Below are 16,725 nucleotides of genomic sequence, written 5' to 3'. Positions count from 1 at the left end.
TCACAGAATGCGTCGTCAACTGTGGAACTGGGTTTATCTTTTCTTTTTCAAAATTAGTCCTCGCCCTTTTCATATTTGGCGAGCGACTATTTTAAAACTATTTGGCGCCAAGTTAGGAAAAGGTGTGCATGTTTATCCAGGCGCAAAAATTTGGGCTCCTTGGAACTTAGAGGTTGGAGATCACGTTGGCATCGCCGATGGTGTAACTATCTACAACATGGATCTCATCCGTATAGGCAGTTACAGTGTCATCTCTCAAGGTGCCCACCTCTGCGGAGGATCGCACGACTACAACAGTTCAAATTTTCAGTTGTACGCAAAGCCAATTGTTCTGGGAGAGCATGTATGGATCTGCGCCGAGGCTTTCGTTTCATTAGGCGTTAGTATTCCTGATGGAGTTGTTATTGGGGCACGATCACTTGTCATTAAGTCTATCGCAGATCCTTGGACTGTTTATGCTGGGCATCCTGCCAAACAGATTAGTCAGCGCACAAGGAATAAACGATGACCGATTTATCGAGGCACAAAGAAAAAATCGGACTCTCAACCATCATTTTGACATTCAATGAAGAACTGCATCTTGAACGAGCCTTACGTTCAGTTGCTGACTTTTCAAAAGAGGTGTTCGTCATTGACTCTTTTTCTACTGATCGAACGCTAGATATTGCGCGAGCACATGGTGCAACAGTATTACAAAATAAATTTGTCAATCAGGCAAAACAATTTCAGTGGGCACTGGATAACGCACAGATTAGTGGCAACTGGATTCTGCGACTGGATGCAGACGAGATAATTGAGTCAGACCTTGCAATTGAAATAGCGGAAAAAATTCCGGATCTTCCTTCAGATGTTGTCGGCATCAACCTAAAAAGAAAACATATCTTTATGGGTCGCTGGGTGAAACACGGCGGTCGATACCCATTGGTAATGCTGCGCATATGGCGTAAAGGCTATGGCCGTATGGAAAATCGATGGATGGATGAGCATATTGTTATTTTTGGTGGGAAATCTGTAACTTTTGAGGGTGGCTTTGCTGATCACAACCTTAACAACCTGACTTTCTTTACTGATAAACATAATAAATATGCGACGCGCGAAGCTATTGAAATACTGAATCAACGCATGAACTTTTTTCCTCGCGATCACTCAGTCACAAAAGAAAGTACATCACTGCAGACAGCAGCCAAATTCTTTATAAAAGAACACATTTATAACCACATACCTTTTACTGTCAGCGCACCACTTTATTTCTTATGGCGCTACATCTTTCAGCTTGGCTTTCTCGATGGGCGTTCAGGATTGGTTTATCATTTTCTCCAGGGGTATTGGTATCGCTTCCTAGTCGGTTCAAAGGTATTAGAACTGGAGCGAGCCTTGTCTCACCTGAATGACAAAGATATGATTTCTGAGGAGCTTTCTCTCCTTACTGGTTACACACTTAAGCCTACACCAGACCAGCCCAAATAAATAAACTCTAGGACCGAATCATTTTTTCGGTAGTTTCAAATTCAAAAAATACAACACAAAGGAAGTTTATATGAAAAAGCGCGCCCTAATTACAGGTATTACCGGCCAAGACGGTTCCTACCTTGCCGAGTTACTGCTGGAAAAAGGTTATGAAGTACATGGCATTAAACGCCGCGCTTCTTCTTTCAACACTCAGCGTGTGGATCATATCTACCAAGATCCACACATTGATAACCGTAACTTCGTACTGCATTATGGCGACTTGAGCGACTCATCTAATTTGACCCGCATCATCCAGGAAGTACAACCGGATGAGGTCTACAACCTGGGCGCTCAGTCGCATGTGGCCGTAAGTTTTGAGTCGCCGGAATACACCGCCGATGTAGACGCCATGGGCACTCTGCGTATCCTCGAGGCCATTCGCCTGCTGGGTCTGGAAAAGAAAACCCGCTTCTATCAGGCATCGACCTCTGAGCTGTACGGTCTGGTGCAGGAAACGCCCCAGAAAGAAACAACGCCTTTCTACCCGCGCTCGCCCTATGCCGTTGCGAAGATGTATGCCTACTGGATCACTGTTAACTACCGCGAAGCCTATGGCATGTATGCCTGCAACGGAATTTTGTTCAACCACGAATCTCCGCGCCGTGGTGAAACTTTTGTTACCCGCAAGATCACGCGTGCGCTGGCCAATATCGGCCAAGGCTTGGAGCAATGCCTATTCCTCGGCAACATGGGTGCTTTACGTGACTGGGGGCATGCCAAAGACTACGTGCGTATGCAGTGGATGATGCTGCAGCAAGATGTGGCCGAAGACTTTGTGATTGCTACCGGCGTGCAATATTCGGTACGTGAGTTCGTTCGCTGGTCCGCCGCTGAGTTGGGCATCACCCTGCAGTTCGAAGGTGAAGGCGTGAATGAGCAGGCGATTGTCGTGAGCATTGAAGGCGACAAAGCTCCAGCACTCAAAGTCGGCGATGTAGTGGTCAAGGTCGACCCACGCTACTTCCGTCCAGCTGAGGTTGAAACATTGCTCGGAGACCCGACCAAAGCCAAACAGAAGCTGGGCTGGGTTCCGGAAATCACCGTACAAGAAATGTGCGCTGAAATGGTCCGCGAGGACCTGAAGATCGCGCAGCGTCATGCCCTGCTCAAGCAACACGGGCACGACCTGCCGGTTGCCGTGGAGAACTAAGCATGGCGCGTGATCTGAATCAAAACATCTTTGTTGCCGGCCATCGCGGCATGGTCGGGTCCGCGATTGTCCGCCGTTTGCAGGCGCTGGGGTACAGCCGTATTCTCACCGCCGGTCGTGACACGCTGAACTTGCTCGACCAGCAAGCGGTGCAGACTTTTTTCAAAGAACAGCAGATCGATCAAGTGTATCTAGCAGCGGCAAAGGTTGGCGGCATTCAGGCCAATAACACGTACCCCGCAGATTTCATCTACAACAACTTGATGATCCAGGCCAATATTATTCAGGCCGCGCATCAGTACGACTTACAGAAGCTGCTGTTCCTCGGCTCATCCTGCATTTACCCGAAGCACGCTGAACAGCCAATGCGTGAAGATGCTTTGCTTACGGGAGTATTGGAGCCAACCAATGAGCCCTATGCTATTGCCAAGATCGCAGGGATCAAGTTGTGCGAAAGCTACAACCGCCAACACGGTCGTGACTATCGCAGCGTGATGCCGACCAATTTATACGGCCCGCACGACAACTATCACCCGCAAAACAGTCATGTAATCCCTGCCCTGCTCCGCCGCTTTCATGAAGCGGTTGAGCGTGGTGACGAAGAGATGGTCATCTGGGGGACTGGGACGCCTATGCGCGAGTTTCTGCATGTCGATGACATGGCTGCCGCAAGCGTGCATGTGATGGAACTGGATGACGAAACTTACCGGGCCAACACCCAGCCAATGCTCTCTCACATCAATGTGGGTACAGGCGTTGACTGCACGATTGGCGAACTGGCGAAAACCATTGCGACAGTCACTGGTTTCTCTGGCAAGTTGACCTTCGATACTAGTAAACCGGATGGCGCGCCGCGCAAACTGATGGATGTGTCACGTCTGAAGTCATTGGGCTGGCAAGCCAGTATCGATTTGGAAGACGGCCTGAAAGACGCCTATGACTGGTATGTCAATAACGTGCAACAGGCGCGGACACACTGATGAAAATCCTGCTCTACGGCATTAACTACAGCCCAGAGCTGACCGGAATAGGCAAGTACAGCGGTGAAATGGCAACCTGGCTAGCCACTCAGGGGCATGAGGTACGGGTCGTGACGGCCCCGCCTTATTACCCGGACTGGAAGGTATGGCAAGGTTTCAGCGCCTGGCGTTTCAATAAACGCCAGGAGGCTGGCGTAACCGTTATTCGCTGCCCGCTATATGTTCCTGCGCGACCAACAGCAGTTAAACGCTTGCTGCATTTAGCAAGTTTTTCCCTGTCGTCCGCATTTGCTCTGTTGGCACAATTGCGTTGGAAGCCCGAACTGGTGATCTTGGTCGTGCCCACGCTGTTTTGTGCACCACAGGCACTAGCGCTGGCCAAGCTTACGAGAGCCAAATCGGTGCTGCATGTGCAGGATTATGAAGTGGATGCCTTGTTCGGGCTGTCCATCGCCAAAGGTGAACGGCTTAAACGTTGGGCGTTTGCGGTTGAGCGGGCGGTGCTACGCAGTTTCGACCGAGTTTCAACGATTTCCAGTGGCATGTTACGTCGAGCGGAACAAAAGGGTGTTGCCAACGATCAGTTACGGTTTTTTCCCAATTGGTCAGAAACGGCTCGGTTCAAGAATGTGCCGCGTAATGCTGATTTGTTACGCAGGCTTGGCGTGGATCCGGACAAACGGGTATTGCTCTACTCCGGCAACATTGGAGAGAAGCAAGGGCTCGAATGTGTGATTGAAGCCGCCGAGCGCTTGGCTGATCGCACTGAGTTGGTATTTGTAATGGTGGGCGAAGGTGCAGGCAAGGCGCGTTTGTTAGAGCTTTGCCTGCAGCGCAACTTAACCAACGTGGTGTTTGCGCCGCTACAACCTTACGCCGACCTGCCAGCGTTGCTGGCATCGGCGGATTGCCATCTGGTAATACAAAAGCGCGGAGCAGCAGATGCCGTGTTGCCCTCCAAGCTCACCAATATTCTTGCAGTAGGGGGTAATGCTTTGATTACCGCCGATCCCGATACCAGCCTCGGCGTGCTCTGCACTGAATACCCTGGAATCGCAACATTGGTGGAGCCGGAGTCGGTTGAGGCCTTGGTTGCCGGTATAGAGCGCGTATTAGCAATGCCGATGACCAATGCCATCGCCAGCGACTACGCCTGTGAGTTTCTGGACAAAGACCAAATCCTGACGCGTTTTTTAGCCGAGATCTGAACTATGTGGCTCAGTAATGACCTATTTCGCAGCGTTGTCGCGTCGACACCCTTGGTGTCAATCGATCTGGTTGTACTGAACGCCAAGGGCGAATGCCTGTTGGGGCAGCGCCTTAATCGGCCTGCCAAAGGCAGCTGGTTTGTACCTGGCGGGCGTATTTTAAAAAATGAAACCCTGGACAGCGCCTTCAAACGCCTGACCCAAGAGGAACTGGGCCAAGTGTTGCACCGCAGTGACGCACGTTTGTTGGGGGTCTATGAACACTTTTATGCCGACAGCGTATTTGGTGCCGACGCGCAAGCACCGGACACCCACTATGTCGTACTGGCCTATCAGTTAGTTCTGGCTGAAGGCCAAGAATTGCAACTGCCCCACGCCCAGCATGGGGACTACCACTGGTGGCCCTTGATCGAGATGCAAACGCATGAGCACGTGCACGCCAATACGCGTGCCTATCTCGCAGCACTGCGCTAACTCTTCGACGCATACACAGGATGTTGAACATGCTCTTACCTATCATTATGGCCGGCGGCTCAGGCTCTCGTTTGTGGCCGTTGTCGCGCCAGCTCAACCCCAAGCAATTTCTGCCTTTGGCCGATGCCAACTTTTCAATGCTGCAAGCCACCCTTCAGCGCCTTGATGGCTTGGGTGCGGCATTGCCGCAGCTGATCTGCAACGAGCAACACCGCTTTCTCGCAGCTGAGCAACTACGCCTGCTCGGGCTCGAAAAAGCAAATATTCTACTCGAGCCGGTTGGCCGCAATACCGCACCAGCGATTGCGTTGGCAGCTTTGAGCGCTCTAGAAACATGCAGTGAAACAGAGGATCCGATTCTGCTAGTACTGGCAGCGGATCATTTGATCCAGGACATTGCCGCGTTTCAAGCCAGCATCCAAAATGCTCTACCTCTAGCGCAAGACGGCAAGCTTGTGACCTTCGGTATTGTTCCAACCCATGCTGAAACGGGTTATGGCTACATCGAGCAAGGTGTAGACGCAGGTATTGGTGGGTTCAAGGTAACTCGCTTTGTAGAAAAGCCTGATCTAGTGACCGCACAGGAATATCTGGCCAGTGGCAGTTATTTCTGGAACAGCGGTATGTTTATGTTCCGCGCCAGTCGCTATCTGCAGGAACTTGAGCTTTATCGTCCCGATATTCTTGCTGCCTGCCGCCAGGCACTCGCTGGTGGCACGCAAGACATGCACTTCACTCGTGTTGACGAAGCGGTCTTTGCTGCTTGCCCGGACGACTCAGTGGACTATGCCGTCATGGAGAAAACTGCCGACGCGGTGATGGTGCCGCTGGATGCGGGCTGGAGTGACATTGGCTCCTGGACAGCTTTGTGGGATGTGAGCGCTAAAGACGAACAAGGCAATGTGTTCAAGGGTGACGTGCTCGACCAACAATCGCGCAACACTTACGTACATGCCGACAGCCGCTTGGTCGCAACAGTCGGTGTAGATGATCTGGTGATTGTTGAAACCAAAGATGCCGTGCTGGTTGCGCACAAGGATCATGTGCAAGATGTGAAAAAGATCGTTGAGCAATTGAAAAATGGATCACGTAGCGAACATATCAACCACCGTGAGGTGTACCGCCCATGGGGTGTGTACGACTCGGTCGATAACGGTCATCGCTATCAGGTTAAACGCATCACAGTTAAGCCCGGAGCTAAGCTGTCGGTACAGATGCATCACCATCGTGCCGAGCACTGGATAGTAGTGAGCGGTACGGCTAAGGTGACGAATGGTGAGCAGACTTACCTCGTATGCGAGAACGAGTCCACCTACATTCCGATCGGTCAGATCCATGCGCTGGAAAATCCGGGGGTAATCCCACTGGAGCTGATAGAAGTGCAATCAGGCTCTTATCTGGGTGAGGATGATATCGTTCGATTTGAAGACAAATACGGTCGTACATAAGCTGTCATATCATATAAACAAAGACGGTATAAGACCTTAACACGATAAGCTTTTAGAAATCCCTGCGTGTGATGAGTGCGTAAAACTCATGGCAAGCCATGAATGTTATAAAAAGTCAGCAACGAACTTCGATCAGCGCGGGTATTCTTAGCGAATATTGTGCAATAAAATACCTGTAAAGAATCACTTAAGCGTCAAGGATAAACACCCTTTACACAGAATGCTTTGGCCGACATTATGCAAAAACATAAAGTATCAATACAGACTATTTATCAAAAGGATTTTTCCAATGAATAAGCTCCTCATTTCTGCACTCACTCTGGCCTTGAGCACCTCTGTGCTAGCCGCCGAGGCCCCTACATCGACGTCAAAACCCGCTAATGGAACTGCTGCCTCAGGATCTGCGTCTGGATCATCTTTGACAACTGCAACTGGCGTTGTCGGTGGAGTGAGCACTGCTACTGCCGTGGGGGTGGGCGTTGCAGTTGCCGCTGGTGTCGCAGCAGCAGCTGCTTCTGGCGAGGGCGGGGGCGGGGGTAGCGACAATGGTGGCGGTACCACTGGCACTACAGGTACTACAGGTACAACGCGTTAAGGCTTAACCAGGTCGAAAGGACTAAACCACCTGGAGCTTTCCAGGCATTTGATTATGATGTGTATCTCTTACAAGTGTCCTCAATGATGATTCGTAGTTTGTCGCTCGCGGTACTTGCAGGGCTAGCCCTGCAAGGTTGTATGTTTGCGCCCGGTCAATACCTGGATACCAGTGATATCGGCAAAGAAGGCTCTCCAGAAAGCAGTCGGGTCGAGTTGATTCCAATAACCCCCAAGCTGATTGCGCAAAACGCGGCGACACACGTCTCAAGCTCAGTGCCAGCAGAATTGCTGGCATTTAAGCCAGAAGATTACAGAATCGGCGCCAACGATGTGTTGTACATAACAGTATGGGATCACCCTGAACTGACTGCGCCCTCTGGCGCACAACAACAGATTGACGCTAACGGCCGTTTGGTACGGCCAGATGGAACAATTTTTTACCCATATATAGGTAAACTTGAGGCAGCGGGTAAAAGCATCGAGGAGCTACGCTCAATAATTGCTCAACGACTGACACAATACATTGACAGCCCACAAGTTGATTTAAGCGTTTTACGATTTGCAAGTAAAAAAGCAATTCTTTCAGGCGCACTGGTTAAAAGTGGTCCGCAAGCCATTACAAGCTCACCACTGAATATAATAGAAGCCTTAGGAATAGCAGAAATTGATCCTATAAACGCAGACTTGGCGGGACTAACGCTGACCCGCGATGGTCGAGAGTATCGCTTAGATATAGATGCACTTAATTACAAGGGATCTCAATTGCAAAGCGTCTTTTTGAAAGATGGTGACCTTTTATACGTCCCGTACAATGACCGCAAAAAAATCTATGTCATGGGGGAAATCGTTACACCTCAAGCGCTCAAATTTAAAACAAAAAATATGAACCTCGCGGATGTCATTGGTTCTGTCGGCGGACTAAACCAAACCACCTCCAACGGTAATGCGTTGTATGTAATTCGCGGCGCAGAAAATATGGCGACTCAACCAACCAAGGTATTTCAGTTGGATGCAAAGTCGCCTACGGCATTTGCGGTAGCCAGCCAATTTGAGCTAAATCCCCAAGATATTGTGTACGTGGGCCCTGCAAACGTCACCCGCTGGAATCGCCTGATCAGCCAGTTAGTGCCATCTGCGAGTATCGTAGGTACCGGAGCTTCAGCTCAAAATAACCTCCGCGATTGAGGTTGAGCCGTTTTGAACACTCTTCGTAATTACTCATGCCTAGTGGCGTGCCTAATAGTGTGTGGTTGCACGCCACTGACCAAGGCCTCCCTAGACACGTTCAGGTCAACTCTGAGCAGCGCAGAACCCCTGCATCTCACGAAGGCTGACGTCGACGCCGTGCCCTACGCACAAATCAAGGTCACTACTCCTAGCAACGAAGGGGTCATGGCCAAACTTCGCCAAGAGGGGGATCTGCAATACTGGGTGGCATCGGGCAAACAGGTGCTCTTGATGCGCAACGGTCTTGTCGTCCGCAGCGTAGGCTTAGACGTGGAAAACGATCTGGACGGCACCCGTTTTGACGGTGAATCGCCGTTCAAACGTGGTCTACAGCATGTCGCCGAGGGCGAAACCAGTACGCGCACAATTGATATTTATCAGCGTGAAGGCACGCAATTGGTGGTCAACAGCCGCTATAGCCGAAAAGGCTTGGAGACAGTGACCATTATTGATCAGCCTTATGTCCTGCAACGGATTGATGAAACGCTGGAAATTCCAGCTTTGGGCTTTAGCGGCACCAATCGATTCTGGGTTCGACCTGACGACGGACTGATTCTGCAAAGCGAACAATATTTAACACCGGAGCTTTTTTTGAACATCGTGCACCTGCGCCCAGACTGGGAGAGCGCTCGGTGATCCCTATAAGAAACTTGACTGCGGGTATGGTTTTGGGCATGTCCGCGATCAGCCTAAGCGCACAAAGCTTGGCCGACATAACCGTCAGCGGCGATGTACGCAACCCGGGCAGCTTGACCTTTACCCCCGGCATACGCCTACTGGATGCGGTTACTCAGACCCGCCCAAATCCCGAAAGCTACTGGCTGGCGGCGGCTTGGCTTAATCAGCACTTGCTGGAGCAGCAAACGAGGTTAAAAGCCGGTGTACTGTTCGACCTACAGATGCTTAAACGCGGGGCACTGCTAAACGATAACGATGCACTCGCCAGCGTGGCCGAGCGCATTTATCAAGACATCAACCGGCTACCTGTCACCGGACGCAAAGTAACCGTACTTGACCCTGTAGCACTGGAGGTCGGTTTTGCCCACAACTATATGCTCAGCGATGGCGATCAACTTATTTACCCTGCTTACACTGACACGATTACCGTCGTTGGTGCGGTGCAGCAACAATGCACGCTAGCCTTTCAGACCCAGAAAGAAGTGCGGGATTACCTTGATAGCTGTCCGCGACTGAAACAAGCGGATGCAGATTATCTGTGGCTTATTCGCCCGGACGGCCAATACCAACGCGTAGCCATCGCCGCCTGGAATCGTCAGGACGGCGTACACGCTCTCGCTGGCAGTACGATTTTAGTACCCGTACGCAATGACAATGCCGATTTACCCACGCCCGATTTGAACGAGCAGTTGGCGCAATTTCTCGCCACTCAACCGCTGGCTGAGGTGGCCCCTTGAAGTTACGTTTTATTGTTGTCGCCTTATTGCCTTACAGCACTGCTCATGCCGAGCCGCGCTATACCCAAAATGATTTCGGCGGAGTAGGCCTGCTACAAACCCCTACCGCGCGCATGGCACCTGCCGGCGAATTAAGCCTCAACGCCAACCGCACGGCCCCCAACACTCGTTATAGCCTTTCGTTGCAGCCTCTGGACTGGCTTGAAGGGACATTTCGCTATACCTCCGTGACCAACCGTCGCTATGGGCCAGAAGCATTGAGCGGCAGCCAGAGCAACAAAGATAAAGCGGTAGATGTCAAAGCTCGGCTTTGGCAAGAAAGCCATTGGTTACCTGAAGTAGCCGTCGGCTTTCGAGATGTTGGCGGCACCGGCTTGTTCTCAAGCGAGTACTTTGTTGCAAACAAACGCTATAACAACTTGGACTTCAGTTTGGGGATTGCCTGGGGCTATTTGGGCAATCGTGGCGATTTCAAAAATCCACTGAGCTATATCGGCGACAGTTATACCGATCGACGTAGTAACAACTCTGCAGGCGACGTTAACACTGACATGTACTTCAAAGGCCCTCCTTCCTTATTTGGTGGTGTGTCTTATCAAACACCATGGGATCCCTTGAGTCTAAAAATTGAACTTGAAGGTAACGACTACAAGCACGAGCCTCAGAATAACAATCAGGTACAGGACTCCCCGATCAACATTGGCGCAGTCTACAAACTGAACGACTCAGTTGATTTAAGCGTCGGCTGGGAACGCGGTAATACGGCACTCTTCGGAATTACACTGCATACCAATTTTGTCAGTCGCAAGGCTCCGGTCAAAACCTACGATCCGCCTGCCGAATCATTGCACGCTAAAGCTCCAACCACTCCACTGAATCAAGTTGACTGGGCCGCGATCTCGAAAAAGCTGGAAAGCAACGCTGGCTACAAAGTACAGCGTATTGCACAGCGCGACGATGAACTGATGGTCTATGGCGAACAGACCAAGTACTTTTACGAGGCCAAAGGCGTGGGCCGGGCCAGCCGAATTCTGGACAACACCGCATCTGATAACATCCAGTGGTTTACTCTGGTCAACAAGCGGTATGACATGCCAGTGGCAGAAATCAGCGTACCTCGTGCAACGTTCCGAGACGTTATAAACAATCACCAGGACCTAGTAGACCTGCATCGCACAACAGAAATGAACCGGGCGGTACCGCACGTTGAAACCACCCTGTATCAGACACAACCAAAACCTTTTACCTATGGCTTTGGTCTTGGCTATCAGCAAAACATTGGCGGCCCCGATAACTTCCTGCTCTACCAGGTAACAGGCTATGTAGAAGGTCAATATCGATTCGCAACTGATACATGGGCAAGCGGCGGTGTCAGCGTAAATCTGTTGAATAACTACGACAACTTTAAATACGACGCACCTAGCGGCTTGCCACGGGTACGTACGGACTTGCGTAAATATGCCACAACCTCTGATGTCACCATGCCAGCCATGCAGTTGAACCATGCCGAAAAGCTGGATCAAGACTTATATGGCATGATCTACGGAGGCTATCTGGAGCAGATGTACGCAGGTGTGGGCGGTGAAATTCTCTACCGCCCTATGGGTGAACGCTGGGCAATTGGAGCCGACTTGAACTATGTTCGGCAACGCGATTTTAACCAAGGTTTTGGTCTTCGCGATTACAGAACTGTGACTGGGAACATTACCACCTACACAAAACTACCGTTTGACTTGGATGGCGCAGTGAGTATTGGCCGTTATTTGGCTAGAGACTGGGGTACCACCATTGATATATCACGCGAGTTTTCCAATGGCGTGAAATTTGGTGGCTGGGTGACCCGTACGACTGCCTCAGCGGAAGAGTTCGGCGAAGGTAGTTTCGACAAGGGTATTTACATCTCGATCCCATTCGACGAAATGATGAGCGTATCGACAAGAGGCCGGGCAAACATTGTGTGGGCACCCCTGACCCGTGACGGCGGTGCACGCCTTAATCGCCAGTACTCGCTACACGCTATGACGGACGGGCGAAATAAAGATGCATTCTATGAGAACTTCGAAAAAATAACGGAATAACCCAGTTGCTTAAGCGCCTGACACAGATGCCTTTTTGGTTTAGAGCACTCCCTTTAACAGCAGTATGTTTATGCATAATATTTGCAGGGCTGCGCTCTCAGCCCATTCCAGAAGTGTTCGCCCAAGAAGACAAGGCACATCACTTTATTGGTTTTCTGGCTTTGTTTTTAAGCTGTCGCCTTGCCTTCCAGCACGTCAAACTGCGTTGGATAGCTTCTGGCTGCGTGCTGACAGGGGTATTGATTGAATACGCACAAGAGTTTATACCATTGCGCACAGCATCTCTTTATGATGCCTTAGCGAATACCTTCGGTGTAGCAATAGGTTTACTGATCGCTTGGTTTTACACGAGAAAGCTAAGCAACCGTTGAACTCAGCGTGAGCAATCCTCAATTAAGCAGCAGCCGTAAATCTGTGAGCTAATCTTGCCCGGATAACGATTTTGGTCGGCCCTGTGGCTCTGCCCCGATCACAGGCTGCGGGAGCAGCTACTCGGTTTTGGGTTTGCATGTAAAACCTGCGTTACCGTAGAGTAAAGCTACGTACGATTACCCAGAAATTGTGATTTTTTAAGAGCAGAACTACTTAAAAACGTAAAACAGTCTATTTTCGGCGATTTGCGCCATACTGGCTTCCGGCACCTCCCCTTCCAAAAAATCAGCAGCAACCACAAAAATATTTGTCGGCCTCCTGCGATGTATAAAACGATCCGTGGCGTTTATAGATGTCAGCAACCAAGCCATATTCATGCAGCAACTGTCGTTTCGTCAGCAAACTAGACCTCACGCAGGAGTTGATTTAACCGTGCAACACGAGCGCACATTGTTATAAAATGTCGAATCTCATGATAGCGGGTATGGCAAAATCAAGCCGCCTCTAAGTATTTGGGTTAGGTGATATGCTTTTCGCAGGATGCAAGACCGACGCGCAAAACTCCTCAGTGTTCAATTTTGCATACACTAAAGTGCTTGTTGACGACATAAAACACATTGTCTCAACGGTAGCCTTGCACCTTGATGGCTCTGATGTCGCAACCATTCAGGTACAGAATTTTTCCGGTGTAGAGGCTATTTTTTTCGAGATCTATTCTCCAGATAGTATCAATGACTGCATTGAACTGATCAAAAGAGTTCGGCTATTTAATCAATCAGCCTGTATTTTTATACTTGTCACGCACAGCAAGTCTTTTTCCAGCATCAATTGTTATATTGCAGGCGCTGATCACTGCTTAAAACTGCCAACGGATGCAAGTGAGAAACTTAGTTTATTAACACGAACCCTACAAGAATCGCACTGGAAATCTTCCACCCAACTGTACTTGGACCGCACTAGACTTTTACTGTGCGGCACAACCAAAAAACTTGAAATATCGTATACCGAAATGACTATCATCGATGCGCTTATACATGCCCCTGAACACGTTATGAGCCAGGACAGTATCGCTAAAGCTTTGGACCCTAACATAGTTTTCTACGACCCTAGGGCGCTGGAAAAAACTATAAGTCGCCTTAGAACCAAGATTAAAAAAACTTACGGTCTTGAGCTTATTCTGAGTGTCCGAGCTTTTGGTTACCGTCTGCGCCGGGCAACAGTCAAAGTTCAAATATAATCCCGCTGAAGGTTTGAACCCATGATGCTGAGTTTCACATAACACCAACCCACGGAAGAGTTGAACATGAAATCTGCGCTAATGGCTTTTAATCGTATCCGGCCTGTAAGCCACCTTTTATCAGCGCAAAAAAATGCTGCCCGCGAGCCCAAGTTGAGCGGCACAAAACAATTCATCAAACTGTCTGCTCGATTGATACCGCAGATTCAATATCGCATATGTCTCACCTCCTATTAGCTCCAGAGCAAAGAAGCTGTCTTACGAATTCGCCCCCTGTCGTTACGAGCAGCAGTGAAATGCAGCCTTTTTTAGGAGCAAAATAAAATCAGCTCACAGAAAAATAATACTCACCCCTTCAGGTTGATAACCCCTCCAGCTATGGACAGAGTATCGAGTACCCACGTGCCAATTTCCCCCACTCCTACTATTCACTCGCCGCCGCAGACCTGGTTTTTCAGTTTCGTCTCACGCGAGCTTAGCAATTCAAAGACCCGCATCCAGCTTACCTCTATGGAGTCAATGCTCGTCAGGACGCTAACACTTAGCGTGGCTCGTATTTGCAGCAAGCAAGAGCTAATTTTGGGTATAGATAAAGATCCACAGACTTATAGTGGTCTGGAAATGTGCTTGAGTCGCCTGCAGAGCAAATTCAGAGATACCTTTGAGGAGCGTTTGTTCCGCTCGGTGCGTAATCGGGGGTACTGCTTGGTGCAAGACGTCAAGATCATTCAATGAAACAAATTCCGGATAGTGACCTGACTGAGTAATGACTTGACAGTCAAGCTCGGAGGCAGTTAAAAACCTCATCAACAACTTACACACTCTAAAATGTTATAAAAAGTCGAACCGTTATTCTTAATAACGATTATTATCGAGAATTAGTTTAGCATCGACAGCAAGATTGCTGTGCGCCCTACACACAAGAAGTGCGTTGAGTTATATATTTATTGCAAACAGCCACTTCATAGTCAGGCACTTTCTACAAGGCTGATACCTTGATACATACTCGCATAGATAGAAAATCCGTTGCCAGAGGACTAACCTTTTGGGGGCAGTGGTTCATTTCTATGAGCCTTGTCATATCAACACTTTTGATACTAGCGCACACTAAAAGTGGGAGCATAGATTTCCACTATCGTATTGCTGCCATTTTGACATTGCTCATTTCAGTGCCTGCTTATTCGGCCACCCATGCCTATTACAAGAGGCACCATTACATAAATGGCCTGCTGCGTCTGTTTCTAGGCTGGACCTTTACACTAACCTGCTTAAGCAGCATTAGCTTTGTCACCAAATCTAGCGAGCTATTTTCTCGCGAAGTTGTCATTACTTGGGCCCTGATTGGCTACGCCATTCAAATACCTCCTTACTTGTTGCTGCACTTTCTTTCGCGCCTTTACCACGAGCGCAATAGCCACCACTACAATAGTCTTATTATTGGTTCTGATGGCGTAGCACTAAAACTGGCAGATAGCTTTATTCAACAAAACTACTTCCCTCTGGTTGGCGTGGTCAGCGCATCTCCATTTGAAGACACAGAGAACTCACCATTAATCGTTGGCGAATTGACACAACTGCGAGCATTAATTACCGAACATAACATACGTCGCCTATACCTAGCTCTATCTCTGCAGGACGCTCAGCGGATCGAAGCGCTTTACATTGATCTGCTCGATTTAAATGTCGACGTGGTCTGGATTCCAGACTTAGAGTGCATGCTTCTGTTAAATCATTCCGTTAGCGAGGTTGGCGGCCGTCCGGCCATTCATTTGAATGAGAGCCCACTAACCAGCCATCCAACTGCAGCTCTAAGCAAGGCATTAATGGAACGTTCCCTATCCCTGGCTGCGATTGTCTGTCTGAGCCCAATCTTGATTTTGATCGCACTGGCAGTGAAGTTATCATCTCCAGGGCCAATACTTTTCAGACAGCAGCGCCATGGCTGGAACGGCAAAGTCATACAAGTCCTGAAATTTCGCTCAATGAAAGTTCATGACGATAAACATGTCCAGCAGGCAAGCAAAAATGACTCACGCGTAACCGCAGTCGGACGTTTTATCCGGCGCACATCACTCGATGAACTGCCTCAGCTTTTTAACGTACTGTATGGTGACATGGCCTTGGTAGGGCCACGTCCTCATGCAGTTGCTCACAATGACTATTACACTGGCAAGATCCACGCCTATATGGCTCGCCATCGCATCAAACCGGGCATTACTGGCTTGGCGCAAATCAGCGGTTGCCGCGGTGAAACCGACACTATTGAAAAGATGCAAAGACGAGTAGAAATTGACCTCGACTACATCAATAACTGGTCGCTATGGCTAGATATCAAAATCATAATTAAAACCCCGTTTACGTTGATATCGAAAGATATCTACTAATCACCATAAACAAAAAAAAACCTTAAAAAACACCTGAAAGCCATATAAGAATTTGTTATTTAATTTCGTATTGCAGCAAGCACCTTTAATAAACAATACAAGAGTTTTGACCCCTCTTAAATTTTGATTTTTTATTTCAAACAATTTATTCCATAATACGTTACAAACAACCCTCCCAATGCGCACTCCTACTACACAGACAAAAGAACATCAACAACGTCAAAAAAAGCAAGATCATCAATTTACGATCAGACGAACTCCAACCACTAATTATAATCCATTGATCCAGAATACCAAACTCAGAGACACGCAAAACAAACTAGTACAAATTAAACATCTATAACCATCACTCGCCGATAGCGATTCGTGTCAAACTGACAGCACTTTAATACTTAACGATTCGTCTTCGGACTGTTTGCTTTCGCTCATCTTCTCAATACCTACCTGACGCCATCATTGGCGCCGTTTCCAACGGTCGCTCACCACCGCGCCTTTTGAACGCAGCAGCACCGGGTGGTTTGGAGCCAACTCCTGCAAGCCGAAACCGGGAGGCCTATTCCCATCTTTGATACAGCACCGCTAGCTTACGCCAGCGTTCGTGAGTAAGCGCTCCATAAACCCCACCGACTTCAAGATCGGTGGTGCG

The 16,725-nt window shown here is 49.1% G+C and carries 15 protein-coding genes; all 15 read left to right on the top strand.

Annotated features, from left to right (window positions below; all coding sequences use genetic code 11):
- Window positions 1–7 precede the first annotated feature (7 nt).
- The 15 genes from B347_RS26160 (at window position 8) to B347_RS0121155 (ending at window position 16,079) form a co-directional block, all read left to right on the top strand.
- Window positions 8–508 carry a putative colanic acid biosynthesis acetyltransferase gene (locus B347_RS26160; protein ID WP_237719152.1) on the top strand — a complete coding sequence of 167 codons (501 nt, stop codon included), beginning with the start codon at window positions 8–10 and terminating at the stop codon, window positions 506–508.
- Entirely contained in the window at window positions 505–1,467 is a 963-nt protein-coding gene (locus tag B347_RS0121220) for a glycosyltransferase family 2 protein (RefSeq protein ID WP_019411710.1), read from the top strand. Before B347_RS26160 ends, B347_RS0121220 begins: the two co-directional genes overlap by 4 nt.
- 70 nt (window positions 1,468–1,537) lie before the next feature.
- Entirely contained in the window at window positions 1,538–2,659 is a 1,122-nt protein-coding gene (gene gmd, locus B347_RS0121215) for a GDP-mannose 4,6-dehydratase (RefSeq protein WP_019411709.1), read from the top strand.
- 2 nt (window positions 2,660–2,661) lie between these two features.
- Window positions 2,662–3,639, top strand: coding sequence for a GDP-L-fucose synthase (fcl, locus tag B347_RS0121210; RefSeq protein ID WP_019411708.1), 978 nt, complete (start codon window positions 2,662–2,664; stop codon window positions 3,637–3,639).
- Window positions 3,639–4,847 carry a glycosyltransferase WbuB gene (locus B347_RS0121205; protein ID WP_019411707.1) on the top strand — a complete coding sequence of 403 codons (1,209 nt, stop codon included), beginning with the start codon at window positions 3,639–3,641 and terminating at the stop codon, window positions 4,845–4,847. Before fcl ends, B347_RS0121205 begins: the two co-directional genes overlap by 1 nt.
- Before the next feature lie 3 nt (window positions 4,848–4,850).
- Window positions 4,851–5,321: a GDP-mannose mannosyl hydrolase gene (locus B347_RS0121200; protein WP_019411706.1), complete on the top strand. Its 471-nt coding sequence runs from the start codon at window positions 4,851–4,853 to the stop codon at window positions 5,319–5,321.
- 29 nt (window positions 5,322–5,350) lie between these two features.
- Window positions 5,351–6,769: a mannose-1-phosphate guanylyltransferase/mannose-6-phosphate isomerase gene (locus tag B347_RS0121195; protein WP_019411705.1), complete on the top strand. Its 1,419-nt coding sequence runs from the start codon at window positions 5,351–5,353 to the stop codon at window positions 6,767–6,769.
- 681 nt (window positions 6,770–7,450) lie between these two features.
- Complete coding sequence (locus B347_RS0121190) at window positions 7,451–8,551, top strand: polysaccharide biosynthesis/export family protein (RefSeq protein ID WP_026014332.1); 1,101 nt, start codon at window positions 7,451–7,453, stop codon at window positions 8,549–8,551.
- A gap of 12 nt (window positions 8,552–8,563) precedes the next feature.
- A complete protein-coding gene (locus B347_RS0121185; protein ID WP_081498328.1) occupies window positions 8,564–9,229 on the top strand; it encodes a YjbF family lipoprotein in 666 nt (221 codons plus the stop codon).
- 38 nt (window positions 9,230–9,267) lie between these two features.
- Window positions 9,268–10,008: a capsule biosynthesis GfcC family protein gene (locus B347_RS0121180; protein ID WP_026014330.1), complete on the top strand. Its 741-nt coding sequence runs from the start codon at window positions 9,268–9,270 to the stop codon at window positions 10,006–10,008.
- Window positions 10,005–12,086 (top strand): YjbH domain-containing protein, encoded by a 2,082-nt coding sequence (locus B347_RS0121175; protein WP_019411701.1) that lies wholly within the window; start codon window positions 10,005–10,007, stop codon window positions 12,084–12,086. The genes B347_RS0121180 and B347_RS0121175 overlap by 4 nt, the downstream gene beginning before the upstream one ends.
- Window positions 12,083–12,457, top strand: a complete 375-nt coding sequence (locus tag B347_RS26150) for a VanZ family protein (RefSeq protein WP_085983220.1) — start codon at window positions 12,083–12,085, stop codon at window positions 12,455–12,457. The genes B347_RS0121175 and B347_RS26150 overlap by 4 nt, the downstream gene beginning before the upstream one ends.
- Before the next feature lie 527 nt (window positions 12,458–12,984).
- Window positions 12,985–13,695, top strand: a complete 711-nt coding sequence (locus tag B347_RS0121165) for a winged helix-turn-helix domain-containing protein (protein ID WP_019411699.1) — start codon at window positions 12,985–12,987, stop codon at window positions 13,693–13,695.
- 378 nt (window positions 13,696–14,073) lie between these two features.
- Window positions 14,074–14,430, top strand: a complete 357-nt coding sequence (locus B347_RS27075) for a winged helix-turn-helix domain-containing protein (protein ID WP_081498327.1) — start codon at window positions 14,074–14,076, stop codon at window positions 14,428–14,430.
- 332 nt (window positions 14,431–14,762) lie between these two features.
- Complete coding sequence (locus B347_RS0121155) at window positions 14,763–16,079, top strand: undecaprenyl-phosphate glucose phosphotransferase (protein ID WP_019411697.1); 1,317 nt, start codon at window positions 14,763–14,765, stop codon at window positions 16,077–16,079.
- Window positions 16,080–16,725: the final 646 nt, after the last annotated feature.

Source organism: Pseudomonas psychrophila HA-4, assembly GCF_000282975.1.
Taxonomy (GTDB): Bacteria; Pseudomonadota; Gammaproteobacteria; order Pseudomonadales; family Pseudomonadaceae; genus Aquipseudomonas; species Aquipseudomonas psychrophila_A.
This window is presented reverse-complemented; position numbering and strand designations above follow the sequence as displayed.